Raw genomic sequence first — 22747 nt, 5'->3', positions numbered from 1 at the left:
GCGCAGTCTAGATGAAGTAAACACCACCTATTTTGCGGTGATGGATGCCGACGATGTGTGCCTGCCACAGCGTTTCGCCACACAGCTGCCCGTGCTTGTCGACGGCAACCTGGATGTGGTGGGCGCTGCCATGTACGAGTTCGACGGTGACGGGCATGGTGCTCCGGAAGATCTCGTGATCGCGCAACGTGCTGGTACGAAAACTTCCGAGATTGCTAGCCGAGTAAAAATGGCGACGCCATTTAATCACCCGACCGTTCTCATGCGCACCGAATCTGTACGTGCCGCTGGCGGCTACCGGGCAGTGGCGTTTTTGGAGGATTATGATTTGTTCGCGCGGCTGCTCGCCAATGGGGCAAAAGCGGCGAATTTAGCAGAACCTTTGTTGTACTTCCGGGTGAACGACGCGATGTTTCAGCGCCGTTTGAATAAGCAGGCTTTTGTTTCCGAATGGCAACTGCAGTGCAACCTGGTCAGTTATGGGCTGATTTCGTGGCCTCGTGCGGTGTTTAATTTTCTGTTACGCAATACCTTCCGGCTGCTGCCGCGGCCACTTTTGCGCCTGGCATACCGAGTGTTGTTCCGTTCTGCAGCACGAGCAGCAGGAACAGCACAGACAGCACAGACTGCACGAACTGCAGGAACAGCACAGACAGCACAGCCTGGTGCGCCCAAACCTGATACCGAGTAGAAAGGCCAAAAAGTGCGTTGGATGACAGTGGCGATGGCCTTTGCTGCCGCCAGTGGTTATGTGGTCATGGTGTTGGCCGCGGCCGTGTTGGGCACCGATGGTGCTGATCGCTGGTTGGTGTTCTGGTCTTCGTTTTTCGCGGTCGCCGCCGTGGCCAACGGGATGCTGCAAGAAACCACCCGCGCGGTGGGTGAGGCGGCAACCGAGCACACCACCAACCCCGCGCCAAAAAAACAAGCCAACCCATTGCGCACCGGCGCGATCGTCGGCATCGGGCTGGGCGGTTTCGCTGCGTTATCGGCGCTATGGTGGGCGCCGTCGGTGGCCCCACAACACTCCTGGTGGGCGGGTATTCTCATGGCCTTCGGCATCGCCAGCATTTTCGTGCAACAGACCGTGGCAGGTTTGCTGTCTGGCACGCAACGCTGGAACCGCTACGCCGCATTATTGGGTATGGATGCTGCGCTGCGCTTAATCATCGCCGCGGTATTGTCCCTGGACTATCTGACGGTGCAGATGATTCCGGATGCCGGCTACCAAATCGGCTTCATGATCGCCACGGTCTGTGGTGCGATCTCGTGGATTATCATCATCGCTTCCTCTCGTGATCGCAGCAGTTTCCTGCACGCTGCCGTCGATGTCACCGGACTGCAGTTTTGGCGCAACAGCCTGTCCGCGATGGCAGCCACCGCCGCGACCGCGCTGATGGTCACCGGTTTCCCGGCGCTCGTCGACCTCAGCTTGGCGATCTCACCGACCACCACCGCCGTGCCCATCGCCGCGCTGCTGTATTGCGTGATGCTGACCCGCGCGCCATTGCTGGTTCCGCTGACGGCGTTCCAGTCCGCTGTCGTCATGTACTTCCTGCGGCGCCGCGAACAACCGCTCGGTGCCTTGCGTGCGCCAGCGGCAGGGCTCGTCGTGCTGGGTGTCGTCGGCGCTGGCCTGGCGTGGGCGATCGGGCCGTGGTTGTTCGGGCTGTTTCTGGACGACGATTTCATCCTTAGTGGCCCGGTCCTCGCGGTTTTGACAGCAGCTTCGGTGGGTACCGCGCTGTTGATGGTGACCGGCTCGGCGGTCTTGGCGCACCAGCGTCACCGCTCCTACACCCTCGGCTGGTGGGTGGCCGCGATCGCCTATATCCTGCTGCTGCTCGTGCCGCTAGACCTGGTGACGCGTTCCGCACTCGCGCTGGCGGTGGGCCCATTGGCTGGCGTTGCCTGGCATATCGCCACGCTTGCTCGTACACCCGCGAAAATCGCGTCTGATTAGGATATAGTAACGCTTGATGAAATATTCCGATGTGTGGCTGGTGATCCCGTGCTTCAACGAAGCAACGGTGATTCGCGACGTGATTGCAAATGCGCGGAAGACTTTTCCGAATATCGTTGCGGTCGATGATGGCTCGAAGGACGGCTCCCCAGAACAAATCCGCGCCGGCGGCGCACACTTGGTGCAGCACCCGGTGAACCTGGGGCAAGGTGCGGCGATTCAAACCGGGGTGGAATATGCCCGTGCGCAACCAGGCGCACGCATCTTCGTCACTTTCGACGCCGACGGCCAACACCAGGTGCATGACGTCGAAAAGATGATCGCCCGATTGCGCAAAGACGAGCTGGACATCGTCGTCGGCACGCGCTTCGGCGCCTATGAGCGTGAATCTTCCCAGGTGCCGTTGATCAAGCGCATCGTGCTGCGCATCGTCGTTGCCCTGTCGCCGAAGCTGAAGCGGCTGGGGCTCAGCGACGCGCACAACGGTCTACGCGTGATGGGGCCGCGTTTCGGTAATGCACTGCAACTGCGCATGAACGGCATGAGCCACGCCAGCGAATTCGTCGACATCATGGCCAGCGGCGAGTGGAAAGTCGGCGAGGAACCTGTCGACGTGCTCTATACCGAATACTCCATGTCGAAGGGCCAGTCGCTGTTCAACGGTGTGAATATTCTTGCCGACGGGCTACTGGGAAAGAGGCTGGATTAAATGCTGATCATTCAAATTCTGCTGGTCATCGCCGTTGCCGCGTTGACCCTGTATTTCCTGAGCAATCGTCGTAAAGCGCGCGCGAAAGCTGGCGTGAAAATCGGCTTCGTGGTGTTCTTGGTCGTCGCCATCCTCGCCGTGCTCTTCCCGGATGCCACCACCTGGGTAGCCCAGCTCGTCGGCGTGCGGCGCGGCACCGACCTGATGCTTTACGGGCTGATCGTAGCTTTCGTGTTCGTCACCATCAGCTCGTATCTGCGCTTCCGTGAACAGGAATTACGCTTCGCCCGCCTGGCGCGTGCGGTGGCCCTGAAAACCGCCGAAGCGCCGGACGATACCGCAACCAGCGACGAACGCCACGAGCGCCGCTAGCGGCCAGCAGTAACGCTAGCGCCCTAGCGCCGGAAGTACTCCACGGTCTTCGCCACACCCGCAGCGATATCGACCTGCGGGCGCCACCCCAGCAAGCGCTCTGCCTTTGCTGGGTTTAAACAGCTGCGCGGAACATCCCCGAGACGCGCCGGGGCATACTCCGGGGTATCTGCTGCACCGGCAGCTTCGGCAACCAGGGTGTGTAGCTGCCGGTCGGAGGTTTCCACACCGGTGCCGATGTTGAAGCGTTCCCCGTTGCCGGCAGAACCCGAGGCGGCCAGATACGCGGCCACGACGTCATCGACGAAAATATAATCACGCGTGTTGCTGCCCGTGCCGAAAACCTTTGTGGGTTCGCCAGAAAGCAGGCGCTGGGCGAAAATTGCGACCACCCCGGCCTCGCCGTGCGGATCCTGCCGCGGACCGTACACGTTCGCCGGAGCAATGTGTGAGCATTCCAGGCCGTAGAGGTGGCGGTAGGTATTCAAATAAATCTCACCGGCTGCCTTGCTGGCCGCATAAGGCGAGTGCGGATCGATCGGGGTGGACTCGTCGACGGGGTAGTCATCCGGAACCCCATAAATTGAACCGCCCGATGGCGTGCCGACGATCTTGCGCACCCCGGTCTTGCGTGCGGCTTCGGCCAGGCGAATCGTGCCGATGATATTCGCTTGCGCATCATGCAGCGGATCAGCCACCGAGTGACGCACGTCGATCTGTGCGGCTAAGTGAAAAATCACCTCTGGCTCGTGCTCAGCGCAGATCGCTTCGAGATTTCCGGTGCTGATATCGGCCTCCACAAAGCTGAAGCCGTCGTGCTGGCGCGCCTGCTCGAGGTTGCTGCGGTTACCTCGACTGAGGTTGTCGAGGGCGACGACCTCGTCGCCACGCGCCAAAAGCTGATCGACCAATGTAGAACCGATGAATCCGGCACCGCCGGTAACCAAAGCTTTCATGTTCCTAAGGTTACGCCCTTCGGCTTAGTGCGTCTGCGGTGGGTGTGGGCTATCGCTGAGGATCTGTTTCAATTCCGCATCAGTGAATCTTTGATCAACCGCGTAGATGCTGACCTCATGGTTGCGATACACCTCCGTCAGCCCGGGGGCAATATCGCGAAGGTTCAGCAGCGTCTCGTTCGGCGGCTGTGTCTCCGGACCCCACCAATTCGGTGGGCTGATGAACACGTAGTTGATGTCCATGCGTTCGATTACAGCATCGACCTGCTCATCCGAACCCGCCTGATCGAGGCGCGAGGTTAAAGTGTTCAGTTCCGGCTCCACGCCACCGGTGTAATAGTAGTGGCGCGAGGTGCTGGCAAGCCGGTTATAGGCATACATCCAGCCGTTGCCCTCATCCGGGTTGACGAAAACGTGTCCGTCATAGGCATGAGGTTGCTGCGCCAACCAATCATAAGCCTGCAAATCGCGCTCGCTGATCACGCGGCCAGTTCGGGATTCCTGCGACATTCGTTTGGCAGGCTCTTGCAAAGTCACCAGTGCGCCCCCGGCGACGATGGCAATGACGACGCTGGTTACCCCGACGGTGACGGGGAGCTTGCGGATCCGATCTCTGTTGATCCCCGCAGCCACCTTGTGAATAATCCAGCCCAACGGCATCGCGGCAGCTGCTGCTACCAGAATGGATACCCACACGTTGACCCGTCGCGGATCGGAATAAAACGGCCCCGCGAAAGTTTGTAAGAAATCGCCCACCGGGGTCTCGAAATACTGCAGGGTGTGCGCAGAGAGCACCACGCCAAACGCCCAGAGGACGAGCGGCCACACCACTTTGCGTGACAGCAGCAATATCGCGCCGATGCCGCCAATGACCAGCAAATGCGTGGTGGAACCGAATTCGTCGGTGTGGCGGGTAAGCAGCCCGGCAGCCCGGCCCCAGCTTTCCGTGCGATCAATACCTTTGGCCTCGAAGGACCGAGCGAAATCACCGAAATCTTCTGCATCCTCGTTGCCAAACAGGAACACAGCAGCCGGGATCGCCGTGGCCACCGCGCCGGCACCGACTGCTGCCAATGTGAGAAAATCGCCCAACCGCGAACGCGTCGGTGCGAATAAAGCGTGGAAAACCCAGTAAAAAACCACGATGAATACCGCAACCAGCAAACCCTGCGGTTGGCTGCTCAGCGCACCAAACAACGCCAGAATCGCGAATGGGATAGCCCGGCGATCACGCAGACAATGGATCGTCAGCACCGCAGCCAGCACGCCCAGCATCATCGACGTTGCCGCTGGGATGGCTGCCACCCGGATCTCAACCCACGGCAGCGCCGGGAAAAACGCGGTACCCGCGCCGGCGATGCCAGCGACGGCACGCCCACCCAGTAGACCAGCCAGCGCGGCCACAGCCCATGGGGTGAGCAACGCCAGCGTGATTCCGGAGCCGAGGTTATATTCGGCCATCGTCGTCAGGTCGACCCACCGCGCGGGGATGGAAACTACCGAATGCCAGGCGGTGGGGTAATACATCGGGGCATTGGTGAACTGATGGTGCAGCGCCCCCATTTCGCCAGGCGCGGCAATACCCTCTTCGCTGATAAAAGCCAGCACGTTCGCGTGCCAGTGCGCATCCCAGCCCTGGAAGACGCTATCGATGCCGCGGCGTACATCCGCCAGGTAGTTCCAGTACATGCCGCCGATCGCGACCGCACCCGCGGCCACGCCGGCCACAGGCAGCCAATCTTTTGCCTCCCAACGACGGGACGGCACCGGAGCCCAACGACCCCAGATTTCGGCCACGACGAGCGCTAGCAACAGAGTGATAACGGCCGTCGGCAAGTTCCAACTAGCACCGACAAGGTTGCTGATCTGCACGCCGGCAGCGACGATGCCGAAGGTTACTGCCGGGGCTGCAATCAATGCCACCGGTACTGATAACCGTGCGCGCCAGCCGACCAGCAAGCCAGGCAGAATCACCACAGCGATCAGGCTGGCGACGAAAATCGCTGGTGCCATCTGCTACCTCCGTTCGTCGCGGATTTTCATATCCGATTGGTGCCACAAACCGCTGCGGGTGTGTTCGGTGTACTCGATCGTAGCTTCATCGGGTGCCTCACCCACGGAGTTACGGCGCAACTCATATTTGTGCACCGCACCCCAATCGCGGTTCCAGTCGCCATTCAGGTAGCCCGGGATCTCATAAGACCAGTTGACAGCTTCCGCCGTGGCCATCGCACCACCGCCGTAATAGTCCTGGAAACCACCCAGCTGGGTTTGCGCATCCGAATCCGGCAGGACGCGGAATTCCGGAATCTCGGTGACACCAGCGTAATGGTCGAATGGACGCTGGCATGGGAACTGGAAGGCGGTAGACCAATCCAGCAACGCCGGGGTATCGCCGTCGAAACGCTCACTGACTGGCTGCAACTCAGGGTTGCGCGGTGGGGTTAGCGCGATCCAATCCTCTGGATCCAGCGAGTAATCTTCGGCGACCAGGCGCACGACATCCGCTTCTTCCGGGATCTCGTCCATTGGCAAACGCAGGTTGCGCCAATCGGGGCGCAGGCCGACGTCCATCATCTCCACCTTCTTGGTATTGGTGACTTTACCGTCCGGCCCGCGGGTGCCGTATTCCAGCAACAGCTCTTCGCCGTCTTGCTCGATGCCATTGATGTCGTGGTAAGCGATGCGCCCGGCAGCCGAAACCACCAGCAGCGGCGCAGACTCACTACGCTCAGGCAGCTCGTACCAACCCGTGGTTAGCTCTGCGGCGCTCTGCGGCTCGGATTCATCGACCCACGAACCCAACACCGGAACCTCTTTAAAATCCAGGTTGAACGGCAGGCGGATCGTGGAGTCGTTGATACCAGCTTCAGCGCGATTACCGTCCTCGGTTTCCTCCGTCGATTCCGAGCTTGCACCAGCACTGGTCGGCGAGTTCGCATCACCGATCACACCGACGGCAGCCGAATCGCCGCCGTCCGGCTCGATCTCGGAAGGAACACCATTCGGAGTAAACCCGCGCGATTCGCCCGCCTCAAGCGAGCCACCGAGTTCGCCGGAGACAGGCTGCAAAAACGACTCGTTGGTGTTGGTTTCCAGGAGCGCGTCGTCGGCAAGCGCACAATGATTACCCGCAAACGCACGCACGTTACCCTTGCCGACGGAATACGACGGATATTGATCAGCGAAAGCCTTGGCAAACGATGCCACCGACAACGCCACCGCCAGTGCAGCGACCACCGCGATCGGCGCGGCCATCACGCCAGCCCAGCGGGTGTTGCGCTCTGGTTTCGGTGTGCGGAAAGAATAGATCACGCCCACCAACAGCACCAGCAATGCTAGCAACAAGACGACGTTCGTGGCCTCGATACCGCGCAGCTGGATCGTGCGATCCCACCACGGGATACCGAATGAGGACACATACCACCAGGCATTCCAACCCGCCAAAGCAAAGGCCAGCAAGAACAGCACCCCGGCGATAGCTAAGATGCGCGCACGGCGCGATCGCACCGCCACCTGCGAGAGCACCACGGAGCCCAGCGCTGCGATCGCCGCGGCGATACCGGCATAAATGCCGAAGTGGTGGGTCCACTTGGTCGGGGTGAACATCAAGAAGAACAGTGACACGAACACGATCAGCACCAAGCGCAGCGCCGGGCCGTTGGCCATCTTCCGGTCACGCACGAAGGCGTAGAGAATTAGCGCAATGCAGGCGAACATGACGACCGGGCCGAAGCGCCGGGTAAACGAGCCGTCGACAGTTTGCTCAAACAGGGTTTGGTAGCGCACAAACTCGAAGAACCACTCCAGCGACGGGCCAACTTCACCGCGCACGCGGGTAGATTCCAGCACCGTAGCGATGGTCTGGTTGTTGAAGATCATCACCATGATCATCGTTCCGGCGGCCAAAAATGGTGTGATCATCGCGGCTGCAGCCAGCTTGCCGCCGTCGAGAAGTTCCATGCGGTAGCGCAGAATCCGCACCAAGTACGGCAGCGCGATCAAAAACGAGCCGACGGCGAACAGGCCGGTTGGGCCGGCGGCTAGGGTGACCGTCGCCAAGAAAGTACCGATCGCGGCCGGAAGCAGCCGCTGGGTAGCGATGGCTCGTTCGAAAGAAACCCAGGTCAGCACCACGCCCAGAGCGACGAAAGGTTCCGGGCGGATACCGTTGTTGAACGGCAACCAGAACGACAAAAACACCAGCGCAGCGGTCCATTGCGCCACGCGACGTTCGTTGACCATCTCACCCAGGCGCGGCAAAATTTCGCGCGAGAGCACCCACCAGATCGCCAAACCACACAGCAGCGCGGGCAGGCGCATCCACAGCGAGTTAGTAGAGATCGAGGCAAACAGCGCCAACAGATCGTAATACGGAGTGCCAAATGGGGATTCTGGGACGCCGTACCAGCGGTAATAATTCGCCATGTACTCGGCGTGCTCAGTCACCCGCGCCATGGTCAGGATATAGCCATCATCCGAGGTATTAGCACCAAAGACGTGCCAAAAGGCCAGTACAGCCACCACCAGGCCATCCAGTGGGCGTAGCTTAAACCAGCGTGCCGGCAGCACGCGCAAATCCTTGCGGCCATCCAACAGGTCCATCCGGGCCAGCGCGATCAATGAGATCACCATGAAGAACACGCCCAGCCCCATCGCCAGCGATTTAGCCAGCGTCGGGGTAGAGGTAAATCGCGAGTTGATCTCCACATCAACGTCCAAGCCTGCCGCGGTCAGCGCCGCGTAATTGTCGGCATCGTCGGCCAGCTCCGTATAAATGCCGGTGACTTGCGGACGCAGATCGTCCTCGGTTTCTTCGGAGTGCTTGCCGACGGCCACCTCAGCGCCATCTGCAGTCACCGAAATGTCTAGCAGCGCGTCGTCGGCTAGCGCTGCCACCTGGTCCGGCTCGAGGCTGAGCAGCACCTCGTCCAGGGCAAACACGTCGAGACCACCGTCGGTCGAGCGAATGAACAGCCCACGGTTCGATGCTTCCGTTGAATCTTGCGGCACCGTGCCCAGCACCAGGGTTTCGTCCTCACGCAAGCTATCCAGTGCGGAGATTGGCACTGTGGCATGGAACGATTCCGGCGCCACCGAGATCAGCGGCGCATTGATGGAATTTAGTGATTCGTTCTGCGGCCAGCTAAACGACGACTGCGTCTGGTTGACCGGCAGCAACGGGGTGGCAATGAACAACAGAAAGCCCAACACACCGGCGATGATCGCCAGGAGCTGCACGGGATGAGCACGCGAGGCTGCGGTGGGATCCGAAGCCTGCTTCGCGTTTGCTTCCCGCCGTGCAGACTCCTCGGTTCCGACTGAGTTTCCGATAGAGTTCCCGGCTGACTGAGGGTTGAGAGGTTGAGGTGACACAACGTGTCAGTTTAGCCCAGCAGCGGCCAGATTGGGGGCTGGCTGCGCGGGCTATTTATTGCGGCTAATCACCACGAAGGGGCCGACTTGTTCGGTATCCCACAAATCTTCGTCCGCGAAAACTTCTGCGTTAAAAAACAGGCTCTCGTAGGCTACGTTGGGGTTATTCGGGAAGAGATCGATCGCGATGTGCGTTTTGTATTCGTCATCGTCGATATCGCCACGGAATACGAAAACATCCGGGCCTTTCCACTCGGTATCTTCCAGTGCGGCGGCGAAGTCCTGCGGGTCAGACAAAGCGTCGAAAGAATCCTCCGCCCAGGCCTGGATGGTCTCGTTGCGCTCAGTGTACTGGCCCATCGGGTTGGCATAGTGCGAGGTAAAGCCGTTGAACCCATAGAACGGGTAATAAGACAGCAGTAGGTTTTCGTCGGTCAACACAACCGTTTGCTGTGGGGAGTGGCCTGCGGCACCGAGCGTCGCGACGATCTTCTGGAAGTACTTCGCAGCTCCCGGGGCGTATTGGTCGGCGCGTTCGCCGTAGCCATCGGTATCGGTATAGGCGTGGTCGATTTCATCTTCGTTGGTTGCGGAAATCTGCTGCGCGTAGCCGATGCTGATTGCCACCAGTAGCACCGTGAAAGCGCCGGAGAGTTGGCGGGCGGATAGCGTGAGCTTCCGAGACTCGAAAAAGCGCACCACCGCGGTGCGGTCAGCGTCGGCGAAGGCGAAAAAGCCTGCGGTTGACAAGATCAGTGCAATCGGTAGTTCGATGCGGAAGCCCAGTAGGGTAGAGCCCATCAGTGGCATCAGCATTGAGGCCAGTACCCAGCCGTAGAGCACGATGGTGGCGATTAACAACGGACGACGCGTGCTGCGCAGCACCAAGTAGAGCAAGCCGAGCAAGCTGAAGAAGCCGAGCGCGGAAAACTCGAAAAACGGCAGTGGAACCTGCGTTCCTTCGGTAGGCAGGAAGTGCTGGGCCACCGAGGATGGTTTATAGTCCGCGGTAGCCACCAAGTACAGGTATGGGCCCCACGAAATAGCGGCGATCGCCATTGATCCCAGCCCCATCACCGCCAGGCGGATAAACGGGCCGAGGTTGCGTTGGCCCGGTTGGCTGGTCCAGAAATAGTGGATGGTCAGCACAATGGTGATCAGCGCAGTCACGCCGACGAACAGCGTGTACATCGTTGCCGATACTCCGAGGTAGACCGCCACACCGGCCACGGCGAGCCAGGAGCCACGCACCGCGCGGGCCGCCATCACGACCGCCGGGGCCATGCCCATGCCGACGATTGCGGCATAGGGTTCATCAGCGGCCATCGACAGCGTGACCGCGGTATTTGCCAGCGCGAGCGTCGTCGCCAAGGGCAGCGAGCCGGTCAGCGCTTGCCACACCGGAACCAGGAGCGCGGCCGCCGTCGCCAAGGACACCAATGCCCACGGTTGGTAGACTTCCCAACCGGGCATATCCAGCAGGTTCGCCAAACGCCCGCCACCCCAGAACCAGCCCAGCGGGTAGTAAGTGGGCATATCCAGGTAATTCATGTCCTGGTGGCCAAGGTTGGTGGCGGTTCGGGTGAGGAACTGCGTGCGGAACAGCTGGTCTACTTGCAAGCCGTCGAGCCACAGGCGAGTGGCAGAAAGCGGAATGCCCAGCGTAGCGATGGTAAGCCCAGCAGGCGAGAGGTAGCTGACCAGGTAAGTCAGCGCGGTACGCCATTGGGGCTGCGCGTGGTTGTCAGTTTTGCGCCACTGCCACAACAACACGGCCACCAGCACGAGCAAGCCCACCGCGAATGCGGTGGCCAGCGCGCGGGTGACCATGGAGGTATTAAAAGCAGGTAGATTCGTTCGATCCAGGATGATCCAGGCGACGAGTGCGGCGACAAAACTGCCCAGCCCCGTGCAGGCTAGGGCCGTGAAAATCTGGGGCCGGGTGAGTTGGTCTTGTTTGTTCATTCAGGGTTTCTAGAAAGCAGGCAGGACATTTAGAACGGCAGACGACGGAAAATCGCCTGTGGGATGAACTGGAACGCCAGCGAGACGTAGCGGAACAGTGGGTGGACGAAGATATTATCCTTGCCACTCTTGATTGCCTCGACAGTGGCCTTGGCGACGTCTTCTACGTTCACCGTCAGTGGTGCTTCGCCAGCTTCCGCGGACATCTTGGTGCGTACCTGGCCTGGGCGCACGACCAGCACGTTCACACCGGAATCGCGCAAAGCCTCACCCAGGTTGACGAAGAAACCGTCGACGCCAGCCTTGGATGCGCCGTACACAAAATTGGAACGGCGCACGCGCATACCGGCGACCGAGGACAGCGCAACGATGGTGCCGTGGCCCTGGGCGCGCATCTTCTGACCCAAAGCAACGCCGACGGAGATCGCACCGGTGTAGTTCACCTGGGCAGAAGCCACCGCGGCATCGTGGGATTGCCACAGCTCTTCTTGGTCGCCCAGGGTGCCGAAGCCGAGCACCGCGACATCAACATCGCCGGCGGCGAAGGCTTCGTCGAGCACGCCAGGGTGGGAATCGAAGTCGGTGGCATCGAAATCGATGACGTTGACCTCGCGGGCACCAGCGTCTTCCAGGGTGCGCTTGGAATCTGCCACACGTGGTGAATCCTTGCGCGCAGCCAGGGTGATTTTCGCGGGGCCAGCGTGCAGCAGCTCGCGGGCGATGCCCACGCCGATCTCACTGGTTCCACCGAGCAATAAAATGTGCTGGGCTTGGCCTACAGCATTCAACATAAATACGGTCCTTAAAAATCTGTTGGGGCGGGGATTAGCGCAGCTTGTGGGATTAGCGCAGTTCTAGTCGACGCGACATGTCAGAGGCGAAGACACCGGTCGGGTCGATCTGGTTGCGGGTGTCCAACCACGATTGCATTTGTGGATACATCTGGTGGAATTTCTCCGCCGAGGTGCGCGATTCTTTCGCCAAATACAGCCGGCCGCCGAAGTCGAGGACGCGCTTGTCCAGCTCATCGAGGAAGTGGCCCAAGCCTGGCTTGATAGGGAAGTCGACGCAGATATTCCAGCCTGGCATCGGGAATGACAGCGGCGCCCGGTTGCCTTCGCCGAAGAGCTTGAAGACGTTGAGCGCACTGTAGTGGCCGGAAGCTTGGATGGAGCGCACGATTGATTTCAGCTCGCTGGTGGCCTCACGCGGAACCACGAACTGATACTGCAAAAATCCGCGCGAACCATAGCCGCGGTTCCACTCGCCGATGAGATCCAGCGGCTGATAAAACTGCGTCAGGTTCTGCACCTGGTCACGGTATTCGCCGGATTTCAGCCACCACGCTTGGCCGACGGCCTTCATCGTCAGTTTGTTCATGGTGAAGTTCGGGAAAATATCCGGCACGGTAATCAGTTGCGGTGCACTGAACTTCAGCGGGTCTTTCGCCAGTTTCGGGGCGAGTTCTTTCAGCTGGTCTAACGTCGCCAAGCTGCCGCGTGAGATTGCTGCCCGGCCGAGTTTTGGCTCCGGGCTGATCGCGTCGAACCACGCCGAGGAATAGGTGTAGTTGTGCTCGGAACCGTCGGCATGGAACTCGATGGTCTCGTCGAAATTGCTGGTCAGGTCGCCATCGGCGATGAAAAACGCGGTTTCGGTTTTGGTCATGCGGATGGTTGCCTGCACGATGATGCCGGTCAAGCCCATGCCACCGACCGTCGCCCAGAACAGCTCGCCGTCTGGGTCGTCGTCGGAACCGCCGGGGGTCAGCGTGAGGATCTCGCCGCTGGCAACCAGCAGATCCATGGAAACGACATGATTGCCAAAAGAACCAGCCGAGTGGTGGTTTTTCCCGTGAATGTCCGGGCCAATCGCACCACCGATGGTCACCTGCCGGGTACCCGGCAACACCGGAACCCACAAGCCATACGGCAAAGCAGCCTTCATCAACTGGTCCAGGGTGACGCCACCATCGACGACGACCAAAGCGGTGTCCGGGTCGATGGAATGGATCTTATTGAACCGCTGCATGTCGATGACCAAACCACCAGCGTTTTGTGCCGGGTCCCCGTAGGAACGGCCCATGCCGCGGGCGATGACGCCACGCTTGAGGTGGTCGGGCTTGTCAGCGTTATCGTCGGCAACCTGCTTGACGGCTTCGACGATGGTGTCGAGGTCTTCCGTGCTGAGAACTTGCGCGCGGGTCGGGGCGGTGCGGCCCCAGCCGTGCAGGGTTGCTTCGCTGGTGTGTAATTCCATAACTATTACTATAAGTCCATCAATTCGCGGATGGGGGCAGGCAGCTGTTCCTGCGAGGTGATCGTGTCTCCGTCGTATTCGCGCAGCAGCCGGTACACCTCGCGCCGGGAGGTGCTATCCAACATCGGCAGTTCCTCGGCGAACAGCCGCGTCATGAACTCATCCAGCGGCAGGTTGGTTTCCTGTGAGGCGACATACGAGCCGTTCAGGCGGTCATTTTCGGCGTCGTAGGAGTCTTTTTTCCGTTTTCCGAACATGATCTCAGCCTACGTGCTTAGGCCTGCTCGTCTACCCTGGGGCGCATGCGCACGCACAGCAACGTCGTCTTTTTGCGGGAGCGGACTGTCATCGTGCGCGCTTCCCTGGTGCGCGACGACTATGAGATTCATCGCCATATCGGCGTCTCGGAGTCGCTGACGCTGGCGGAGCTTGCCGACGTTCTCGTGACCTGCTTTGACCTACGCGACGAGCAAACCCCCTGGCACTTCACGACGACGGGCCGCTTGCCGACGACCTCGCGCGCAGAAGCCTCCCGCACAGAAACCTCCCGCGTCGATCCGCAGCACCTGGTTGGTGAATACCTGGGCAGCGAGCACGCCGGTGTGAATTTTCACTGGGGCTTGTGGGTCTTCCAACTGCAGACTGTGGAGACGTACCCGCGCGATAAGGAAACCCCGGTGGCGCTGTGTGTGGGCGGCTCGGGTTCTTTTCTGGGCAGCAAGTTTGATCTCACCGCGATTAATGCACAGCTGACCGGCCCTGATGCTATCGATCAGGTGTTGGCGGAGGTCAACCCGGAGGTCGGGGCGCTGATTCGACGCTCTGGGGTGACCGATTTGGTGCCGTTGTTGCAGGCGATTGATGTGGGCCGGGAGTGCGCGGTGGATGCCGGAATTCTCGCTCGTTTGCAGCAGCTACCGCTGGAAACCGAGCCGCGGCGGCGGGAAGCGTTTTGGGCATGTGTGCTGGGGCTTTCGTGTATGGGCGGGCCGGAAATGACCGACGAGATCGCCGGGGTGCTGTTTGCTGCGCTGGGAGATTCTGGGCAATCAGGCCAGGCAGGCCAGAGCGCTAAGCCACGCCAGTTGTGTGCAGATTCGCTTTCTGTGTTGGCGCAGTGTGTGGCGGAGGTGGCGCCGGTGGATCGGTTGGATTTGTATCGCGTTTTGTTGCGGGGTGAATCGGCTGCCGGTTAGGTAGGATCTGTGCAGTTATTGTTTGCCATTGCTGGCAGAGTGTTTGCCGAGAAAGTCGAGTGAGTTTCATGCCTAAGTTTTCCGCGGTGCAGGCGCTGCGTTCGTCGTCGGTGGATGATTCGAAGAAGCTGCAGACGCAGTCGCTGAAATTCTTGCTCACGGGCATTGTCGCTGCGATCGTGGACTTTTCGTTGACGTGGATTCTGCAGATCGGCCTGGAAGCCTTGGCTCCGTTTTGGGCTCGTACCGTTGGTTTTATTTTTGGCACGCTGACGGCGTATTTGTTGAACCGTGCGTGGACGTTCCGGGCGCAGAAATCTTTCCGACGCTTCGCGGCGGTAGCGTTGCTGTACACGATGACGTATCTGATTAACGTCGGTGGTTCGCGCCTGCTTTTCGAGTTGTTTTCGGAAGTTTTTGGCTGGGCAGACTCGATTGCGCTGGCGGTTTCGTTCGTGATCGCGCAGGGTACTGCCACGGTCATCAACTTCTTCGTGCAGCGCCTGTTCATTTTTAAAAACGCTGAGCCGATTTAACGCGCAGCGAATTTAGAAATGGCGGCGGTTCCTTCCATGTGGTGGTTGACGAGCGAAGTATTCTTGGTTGATCCGCCCGATGATCTGATGCCTGGCGACGCATTGCCCAGGTAAATGTTGCGTAGTTCATGATTGTGAGGTTCCTTGATGGAATCAATGAAAAATACTTTGCAGTCTGCTCCACCTGACAAGGTTTTTCTCGCTTATGTAAACCGAAGGCCGCTACATAAAATGGATATGAGGTGGGGTTTACAGGTTCTTGCTGGTGCCAGTTTTAGTGAAAATGAGGTTTTGGATTGGATAGAAAAAGGTAAACAAGTTGAGCACGAAATTCTGTATGAAGAATTAATCTTGGAAAATCCTCACGAAGTCCCCGGCACCCCAAAAGAGGTTTTTGTGTATTTCAGTAGTATTACTTGCGAGGGCTGGGAGGAAGACTTTGAGTGGATGGATCCGGTGGGGCGTAGAGCCACTATTCCAATGAATTATGAGGGTGTGCCACGGCCTTGGCCAGCCCAAGCTGAAACCGGAGAAGAATATGGTGACATAGTGTGGAATCGGCAGGATCTTCATCTTTGGAGGGTTCCGTGTCCTTGGATGAGTGCTTATCTTCTCGCCCAATTTCCTCATGCCAGCACCCCGGATATTAACTACGGCAAACCTTGGACAGTCTAGATTAATCACGCTCCCGGCCCGGGCAGCCGGCAGCGGTGTCATAGCAGTGGTGTCATAGCACCACCTGTAAAGCCCAGGTAACAGTTTTCTTAACCCTGAGGTCGACGGAAATCTTCCGTGCGTCCCCGATTATGCAGGCGCAACCAGTTTTTAAAACCAGCGAAATCACGACGCTGCACCAAGAAGAACCACCCAAAGCGGGCGAATTCCTGCGGCAACAGCTTCTTCATTCCACGCTGCCACAAGATATAACCACGGTTGCGGTAGGTGAAAAATCGCTTGCCCGGGTTATCTGGAAATTGCGTGTGCATCTTGCCACCGAGAATCGGCTTGAACTCGTCGGCACCATCCGGGTGTAAATACGCCGCGGTCAGGCACGTGCCAAAACCTAAACCGGAATTGACCAGGCGGCGGTGGTATTCCACCTCATCTCCACGGATAAACAGACGATAATCCGGCACTCCGATCTGTTCCATGGCGGCAGCCGAAATCAGCGCGCCATTAAACAGCGAGGCGATTCCCGGCAAAAACTCGCCGTCCAACTCGTCCACCCGCCGACGCCACACCAGGCCCTGCCGCAGCGGGAAGGCCAGGCGCTGCGGATCGTTGATATTGCACACGACTGGGCTGACCTGGTGTAGCCCGTGGGATTCGGCTACGGAATACAGCTTGTCCAGCACGTGCTTATCGGCGGGGCGGCCGTCGTCGTCGGCACACCAAATGGCATCCGCGCCCAGCGCGAGGGCCGTGAGAAAACCATAAGCGAAACCGCCGGCACCACCTAGGTTCGTGTGGCTCGGCAAATAGTGGCCACGCTCGCCAGCTAATTCGTCGACAAGCGTTTCCACCGCAGCTTCCGCGCCATTGTCGACGACGATGATCCAGTCCACCGGGTGTGTTTGCGCAACCACCTGCTCGAGCGAGGCACGCAGCAGCTCGGCGCGGCGGTGGGTCACGATCACCGCGGCGGTGGAGCCAGTACGGCGCAGCGACGACGTAGAGGTCGGCTCTGGCGAAGCAGAAGAAGCTGTCATGGAATTCATCCTATTGCTGAGGTTGGGGGTAACTCTGGAAACGCTTAACTCTGGACGCGTTTAGCCCTGAAAACGCTTAGTTCTGGAAGCGTCGCACCAGATCACGCACGTAATTACCGGCATCGACGCCTTCGTAATCCTCGACGACGTCCTCCACGCGGCCCACGGAACGGATCTCGCCTTTGTCCACCCATAATGCCGTGTTGCACAGCTGCGCCAAGAAATCGTTGGAGTGCGAAGCAAACACCAAAATACCGGCGCGTTTGACCAGCTCTTGCAGGCGCACGCGAGCTTTGGCCATGAAGGCGGCATCGACGGCGCCGATGCCTTCGTCGAGAAGCAAAATCTCCGGCTCAATAGAGGTGACCACGCCCAGCGCCAAGCGCACGCGCATACCGGTGGAATAGGTGCGCAACGGCATACGCAGGTAGTCGCCGAGCTCGGAAAACTCCGCGATCTCGTCCATCTTCTTCGCCATCTGCTTGCGCGACTGGCCCAAAAATAGCCCACGGATAATGATGTTGTCGTAACCGGAAATCTCCGGGTCCATACCCACACCCAGGTCAAACACCGGGGCGACACGGCCGCGCACATCGGCGCTGCCACGAGTGGGTTCATAGATGCCGGACAGCAGACGCAGCAGGGTAGATTTACCTGCGCCGTTGTGGCCAACCAGCCCAACACGGTCGCCTTCGCGCAGGTGCAAGTTGATGTCACGCAGCGCCTCGACGACGACGGTGTTACTGGCGTTTTTCCCCAACGCGCCGCCGGCGGTGGACAGCATTGCCTTTTTCAGTGAGCGCGACTTGGCATCGAAGATCGGGAAATCGACGCAGGCGTTGTAGGTATCGATTGAGACCATGGTGGAAACTCCTTAAACAATCCCGCAGGATGAAACCCAGCTAAATTAAACCCAGTAGCTAACGCGGAAACGCCAGCGCTTCATTGCCAGCAACGCCAGACCAAATCCGGCGACGGTGCAGCCCAGCACAACCCACCAGTGGTAGGCGTCGACAGGCTGGCCGATCAGTGGGCCACGAACGATTTCGAGGTAGTGGAATAGTGGATTCAGCTCCACCAGGCGGGCAGGGCCTTCGATGCCGTCACCGCCTTGTTCTTCCAGCGTGCGCACCGTCCACACGATTGGGGTGACATAAAACAGCAGCTGGGTCAGGGCTTCCAGCAGCGGGGCGACGTCGCGGAAACGGGTCGCGACGATACCGAAGAACATAGATACCCAAGCGCCGTTGAGCACCAACAATGTCAATGCAGGGATGGCTAGCAGCACCTCCCAGCCCAGATGGCGTGGGAAGATGATGATCAGCGCGACCCAGATAATCATGTTGTGCGCCAAGAACAACAGTTGACGCCACACCAGCCGGTAGACGTGCACAGAAATCGCGGCGGGGAGCTGTTTGATCAGCCCCTCATTGTCGATGAAAATCAACGCGCCTTCTTTCAGACAGCCCGAAATGAACGTCCACATGATCAAGCCCACAGTCACGTGCGGGAGGAACTCTGCCGTGGGGATGTCAAACAGCATGGAGTACAAAAAGCCCAGTGCAGTAGCCATAGCGCCGGTGGCAATGGTGATCCAAAACGGCCCCAGCACCGAGCGGCGGTAGCGCTGCTTCATATCCTGCAACCCCAACAGCAGCCACAGTTCGTGCTGCTTGAGGCCATGTGACAAATCGCGCCAGGCGGCCCCGAAGGTCATTGACTTAGACTGGGGTGCATCGCCGTCGGCGCCAGAGGTCATCCGGGCAATATCTTGGTCAAGCTGCGTATTGTTGTCCTGCACAAGGGCAAACCTTAGCAGTTGCTTGCTGCCTGGCGAGGCTACAACGCGCACCAGCCTGCCGTAATTCTTCGCGTGAGCTGGGAATTTCTTGGGTGACAGGCGTCGGCCAGGAGGATTGAGTGCGCCACGATTTTCGGTATACAGTATTAGCGGGCAAGGCAGAAGGGAGCTGAGACAGGCATGGCTTATGACGTCTACAGCGTGCGTGGTTTGTACACCACGCTATCTGAGGGCTGGACGTATCTGAATGCGCATGCCACTCCGCAGGTCCCGGAACGCGTGGCGGTGGGTGTCGCCCGCGCTTTTCGTAATGCCACTTCTGTGAGCACCGGGGCAACCGGGAGCCACTCGCAGCGCCAGCACGCCGGGCGGCTGGAAGGCGATGTGTACATCGAAAATGCCCGCGCCGCCGTGGCGGATTTGCTGGGGGTGCGTGCCGATCGCGTCGTCCTGGGTTCCAGTTTGCCGGTGTTGTATCAGTCTCTGGCGCGCGCGATGGAGCCGATGCTCGCGCGCCGTGGCACCTCGGTGGTGTTGTCGGGCTTGGACGCCCCGGAGGTTTCTGCGCCGTTTTCTGGGCTTGTCGACGATACCCGCTGGGCGTTGCCGGATTTAGCCACGGGCGAGCTGCCAGCGTTTCAGTATAAAGATCTTGTCGACGGCCACACGCGCTTTGTCGCACTGTCCGCCGCGCATGACTTGCTGGGCACCGTCGCGCCGGTTAGCGAGATTGTGGAACAGGTGCGTTCGCGCTCGCGGGCCTGGACGCTTGTCGACGTTTCCAGCATCGCGATGTACCGGCCGATCGTGGCCGATGACTGGGACTGCAACATCCTGGCCATCGACCTGGCGCAGATTGGTGGCCCGCAGTTAGCGGCGTTGGTCTTCCGCGATACCGCGATGTTTAAACGCATTGCGCCGATTTCACCGACACAAGACTGTGATACCTACGCGAAGCTGGAATCTCCGTTTTCTGCTGGTCTGGCCGGTGGCGTCGGCCCGGCGGTGGACCATGTGGCTCGGCTGGGTTCTGCGCCGGTTGGTTCGCGGCGCAAGCGTGTGCAGCAGTCCATGGCGGAGTTGGAAGTGTATATGGCGCGGTTAACTAACCAGATGTATACGTTTTTGGGCACGCTGCCTGCCGCGCACATCATTGGTGTGACTGGGGAGGCCGCGTCTGGGGCGACGGCGGACCGGTTGCCGCGTTTGTCTTTTGCCGTGCACGGAGTGCCGGCGGCGATGGTGCACCAGCGACTATTCGATAATGGGCTGGTGACTACCATCGCGCCAAATATCCCACTGTTGGAAAACATGGGGGTCGGTGAGATTGGTGGCGCGGTGACGATTTCCGCCGCACCATTTAATACCGAGGCTGATATCGCGCACCTGACGCGCGTGGTGGCGTCGCTGGCTTAACTTTTCGCCCTGTAAATAGACGACAAATCACCCTCTGGAACGTCAACAAATCACCCCCTAAGCTGTCGACAAACCACCCCCTCGGCGCTATGATCAGCAATTATGTACTTACCGAGGGTTGTTGATCAGATGCTGGCTGAGCGCTTGTCTTATTCCGGTGGTGTGCTTATTGAGGGGGTTCGGGCCTGCGGTAAAACCGAAACCGCTCGGGCACATTCCAGTTCTGAGGTGGCGCTGGATTCTGGGGTGCCGTCAGTGCAGGTAGCTCTCGACAATGACCCGAACTTGCTGCTAGAAGGCGCGAATCCGCGACTTATTGATGAATGGCAGTTGGAACCGTCGTTGTGGAATATCGTGCGGCGAGAGATTGACCGCCGTGGTGAAAAGGGGCAGTTTATTCTGACTGGGTCTTCGGTGCCAGCGGAAGATGCGCAACGCCATTCCGGGGCGCATCGCATTGCGCGGTTACGGATGCGTCCGATGACGCTTGCAGAACGCCGCGTTGGTGATACGTCGGTGTCGCTGCAAGAATTATTCTCGGGTGCTGAGCTGGCGCCAATGTTGGATAACCCGTTTACGGTTTCTGATGCGCTAGACCATCTTGCGCACGGCGGCTGGCCGACTGATCTGGAATTGCCGACGAATCAGGCATTGGCGCATCTCACGGATTATATCGATGACCTCATTAACCGCGATGTGGAGCGTCTCGATGGTGAATCGCGCCGGGATCCAGATCTGATGCTGGCGGTGTTGCGCAGCCTGGCGCGAAATGTGGCATCGGAAGTCTCGTATGCCACGGTTGCGAAAGATATTTCTGGTACGCGTACGACAAAACCGGATACCGTAGCTGCGTATATCAACGCTTTACGACGCCTTTATGTCGTGGAAGAGCAACCTGCGTGGGCACCACATTTGCGTTCGCGCGCGAAAGTTCGGCAGAGCCCGAAACTGCATTTCGTTGATCCTTCCCTTGCACTAGCAATCCACGGTGCATCCGCGGATTCGTTGCGCCGTGATCTGGAGACTGCCGGATTTTTGTTTGAGTCACAGGTGGTGCAACATTTGCGAGTGTTTGCTGAGGCCCACGGCGGCAAGGTGTATCACTACCGGGATTCGTCGAAACGCGAAGTCGATGCCATCGTGCAACTGCGTGACGGGCGGTGGGCAGCGGTAGAAATAAAACTGGGGCAGCGGCAGATCTCGAAAGCAGAGGAATCGTTGCAAAGCTTTGCCGAGGTCATCGATACGAAAAAGTCGGGCGCACCGGAATTCATGGCAATCATTACCTCCGATGGCCCGGTGCTGCAGCTACCCAGTGGAATTGTGACGTTTCCGCTGCACGCGCTGGGGGTCTAGCTGCTCTGTGTGAGCACCAGCGTGCCGGTGACTTCGCCAGAGTCGAGCGCTTTGTGCGCGGCCGCGGCGTCGGCAAGCGGGTAGCTGGCGTGTCGGTGGTGGGTGATGGAGCCGTCGGCCAGCCAAGGCCACACGTGGGCAACGGTGTCGCGGACGATCTCGGCTTTGGCCTCGGTGTCGCGGGAACGCAGCGTGGTGCCGAAAATGCTCAGCCGGTTGGCCAGCACTGCGCCCAGGTTGATCTCTTCTTTCGTGCCGCCCTGCATGCCGATGATCACCAGCTTGCCGTCCTTGGCCAGCGATTTCAGGTTCTGCTTCAGGTATTTCGCGCCGATGATGTCCAGGATGACGTCGCAGGATCCTTTCAGCTTGTCGACGAAATCCTCTTCCTGGTAGTTGATCAGAATATCCGCGCCGTATTTCTTGCAGGTTTCCAGCTTTTCCGCCGAGCCTGCGGTGACGGCGACTTTCGCGCCCAGTTTTTTCGCGACCTGAATGGCGAAGGTGCCGATGCCGCCACCACCGCCGTGAATCAGGATGGTTTGGCCGGAGCGCAGGCCAGCCGTCATCACCAGGTTGGACCAGACGGTGCAGGCTACCTCCACGATAGCAGCAGTATCTTCCAGGGAATAGCCCTCGGGGATCGGGGTGAGTTGGCCTTCGGGCACAGCGACGTATTCCGCATAACCGCCACCGGCGAGCAACGCGCCGACTTCTTCGCCTACCGTGCGGCTGGTATCACCGGCAGCAACGATGGTGCCGGCGGCTTCCAGGCCGATGAGCTCGGATGCCCCAGGTGGTGGCGGGTATGCGCCCTTGGCCTGGAGTAAGTCCGCACGGTTCACGCCAGATGCTGCCACCTTGACCAGCACCTCGCCCGCGCGCAGGGTTGGCACGTCTACTTGGGTGAGTTCTAGCGACTGTGGGTCGTCGGCATCGGTTTGCACGATGGCGCGCATGGTGGCCGGGACGGCCGTGCCTGCCGTGTCTGTGGTGGCTTTTGCAGTGTCTGCGGTTACATTTTCCTGGGCCTTTTTCGAAGTCATAGAATTCCATGGTAGGTTAATGTCGCTGGAGGTGTGGCAGAGCGGCCGAATGCACTGGTCTTGAAAACCAGCGTGGGGAAACTCACC

The 22747-nt window shown here is 59.5% G+C and carries 20 protein-coding genes; 9 read left to right on the top strand and 11 right to left on the bottom strand.

Annotated features, from left to right (window positions below):
* From RCH87_RS05885 to RCH87_RS05870, 4 genes are all read left to right on the top strand, one after another.
* Nucleotides 1-691 (top strand): glycosyltransferase (locus RCH87_RS05885; protein ID WP_306515798.1); only part of this gene is annotated, 691 nt, incomplete at its 5' end.
* Nucleotides 692-712: 21 nt separating this feature from the next.
* A complete protein-coding gene (locus RCH87_RS05880) occupies nt 713-1963 on the top strand; it encodes a hypothetical protein (protein WP_306515797.1) in 1251 nt (416 codons plus the stop codon).
* A 16-nt stretch (nt 1964-1979) separates the two neighbouring features.
* A complete protein-coding gene (locus tag RCH87_RS05875; RefSeq protein WP_306515796.1) occupies nt 1980-2672 on the top strand; it encodes a glycosyltransferase family 2 protein in 693 nt (230 codons plus the stop codon).
* Nucleotides 2673-3044, top strand: a complete 372-nt coding sequence (locus RCH87_RS05870) for a DUF2304 domain-containing protein (protein WP_306515795.1) — start codon at nt 2673-2675, stop codon at nt 3042-3044.
* Nucleotides 3045-3067: 23 nt separating this feature from the next.
* Here the strand turns inward: RCH87_RS05870 and RCH87_RS05865 are convergent, their stop codons facing one another.
* The 7 genes from RCH87_RS05865 to RCH87_RS05835 are packed head-to-tail and all read right to left on the bottom strand — an operon-like array spanning nt 3068 to nt 13857.
* Nucleotides 3068-4000, bottom strand: coding sequence for a GDP-mannose 4,6-dehydratase (locus tag RCH87_RS05865; RefSeq protein WP_306515794.1), 933 nt, complete (start codon nt 3998-4000; stop codon nt 3068-3070).
* A gap of 24 nt (nt 4001-4024) precedes the next feature.
* Nucleotides 4025-6013, bottom strand: coding sequence for a DUF6541 family protein (locus tag RCH87_RS05860; RefSeq protein WP_306515793.1), 1989 nt, complete (start codon nt 6011-6013; stop codon nt 4025-4027).
* Between the two features lie 3 nt (nt 6014-6016).
* Nucleotides 6017-9376 carry an arabinosyltransferase domain-containing protein gene (locus RCH87_RS05855; protein WP_306515792.1) on the bottom strand — a complete coding sequence of 1120 codons (3360 nt, stop codon included), beginning with the start codon at nt 9374-9376 and terminating at the stop codon, nt 6017-6019.
* Between the two features lie 51 nt (nt 9377-9427).
* Nucleotides 9428-11341 (bottom strand): galactan 5-O-arabinofuranosyltransferase, encoded by a 1914-nt coding sequence (locus RCH87_RS05850; RefSeq protein WP_306515791.1) that lies wholly within the window; start codon nt 11339-11341, stop codon nt 9428-9430.
* 29 nt (nt 11342-11370) lie between these two features.
* Nucleotides 11371-12132 (bottom strand): decaprenylphospho-beta-D-erythro-pentofuranosid-2-ulose 2-reductase, encoded by a 762-nt coding sequence (locus RCH87_RS05845; protein ID WP_306515790.1) that lies wholly within the window; start codon nt 12130-12132, stop codon nt 11371-11373.
* A gap of 52 nt (nt 12133-12184) precedes the next feature.
* Nucleotides 12185-13600 (bottom strand): FAD-binding oxidoreductase, encoded by a 1416-nt coding sequence (locus RCH87_RS05840; RefSeq protein WP_306515789.1) that lies wholly within the window; start codon nt 13598-13600, stop codon nt 12185-12187.
* Nucleotides 13601-13608: 8 nt separating this feature from the next.
* Complete coding sequence (locus RCH87_RS05835) at nt 13609-13857, bottom strand: hypothetical protein (RefSeq protein WP_306515788.1); 249 nt, start codon at nt 13855-13857, stop codon at nt 13609-13611.
* A 45-nt stretch (nt 13858-13902) separates the two neighbouring features.
* Here RCH87_RS05835 and RCH87_RS05830 point away from each other — a divergent pair, with 45 nt between their 5' ends.
* The 3 genes from RCH87_RS05830 to RCH87_RS05820 all read left to right on the top strand — a co-directional run bounded on the left by RCH87_RS05830 (nt 13903) and on the right by RCH87_RS05820 (nt 16007).
* Nucleotides 13903-14796, top strand: coding sequence for a hypothetical protein (locus tag RCH87_RS05830; RefSeq protein WP_306515787.1), 894 nt, complete (start codon nt 13903-13905; stop codon nt 14794-14796).
* Nucleotides 14797-14864: 68 nt separating this feature from the next.
* On the top strand, nt 14865-15332 hold the full coding sequence (locus RCH87_RS05825) for a GtrA family protein (protein WP_023018545.1): 468 nt from the start codon (nt 14865-14867) through the stop codon (nt 15330-15332).
* Nucleotides 15333-15479: 147 nt separating this feature from the next.
* Nucleotides 15480-16007 carry a hypothetical protein gene (locus RCH87_RS05820; RefSeq protein WP_306515786.1) on the top strand — a complete coding sequence of 176 codons (528 nt, stop codon included), beginning with the start codon at nt 15480-15482 and terminating at the stop codon, nt 16005-16007.
* 89 nt (nt 16008-16096) lie between these two features.
* Here RCH87_RS05820 and RCH87_RS05815 read toward each other — a convergent pair whose 3' ends face one another.
* From RCH87_RS05815 to RCH87_RS05805, 3 genes are all read right to left on the bottom strand, one after another.
* Nucleotides 16097-17041, bottom strand: a complete 945-nt coding sequence (locus tag RCH87_RS05815; RefSeq protein ID WP_306515785.1) for a glycosyltransferase — start codon at nt 17039-17041, stop codon at nt 16097-16099.
* A gap of 76 nt (nt 17042-17117) precedes the next feature.
* Entirely contained in the window at nt 17118-17903 is a 786-nt protein-coding gene (locus tag RCH87_RS05810; protein WP_147579049.1) for an ABC transporter ATP-binding protein, read from the bottom strand.
* A gap of 45 nt (nt 17904-17948) precedes the next feature.
* Nucleotides 17949-18800 carry an ABC transporter permease gene (locus RCH87_RS05805; protein ID WP_373690930.1) on the bottom strand — a complete coding sequence of 284 codons (852 nt, stop codon included), beginning with the start codon at nt 18798-18800 and terminating at the stop codon, nt 17949-17951.
* A gap of 222 nt (nt 18801-19022) precedes the next feature.
* Here RCH87_RS05805 and RCH87_RS05800 point away from each other — a divergent pair, with 222 nt between their 5' ends.
* Nucleotides 19023-20258: an aminotransferase class V-fold PLP-dependent enzyme gene (locus RCH87_RS05800; RefSeq protein ID WP_306515783.1), complete on the top strand. Its 1236-nt coding sequence runs from the start codon at nt 19023-19025 to the stop codon at nt 20256-20258.
* Nucleotides 20259-20360: 102 nt separating this feature from the next.
* Nucleotides 20361-21614: an ATP-binding protein gene (locus RCH87_RS05795; protein WP_306515782.1), complete on the top strand. Its 1254-nt coding sequence runs from the start codon at nt 20361-20363 to the stop codon at nt 21612-21614.
* Here the strand turns inward: RCH87_RS05795 and RCH87_RS05790 are convergent.
* A complete protein-coding gene (locus tag RCH87_RS05790) occupies nt 21611-22573 on the bottom strand; it encodes an NAD(P)H-quinone oxidoreductase (protein WP_306515799.1) in 963 nt (320 codons plus the stop codon). The two genes, RCH87_RS05795 and RCH87_RS05790, sit on opposite strands and share 4 nt — an antisense overlap.
* Between the last annotated feature and the right edge of the window lie 174 nt (nt 22574-22747).

Origin of the sequence: Corynebacterium sp. (assembly GCF_030826625.1) — a bacterium.
Lineage (GTDB): Bacteria > Actinomycetota > Actinomycetes > Mycobacteriales > Mycobacteriaceae > Corynebacterium.
This window is presented reverse-complemented; position numbering and strand designations above follow the sequence as displayed.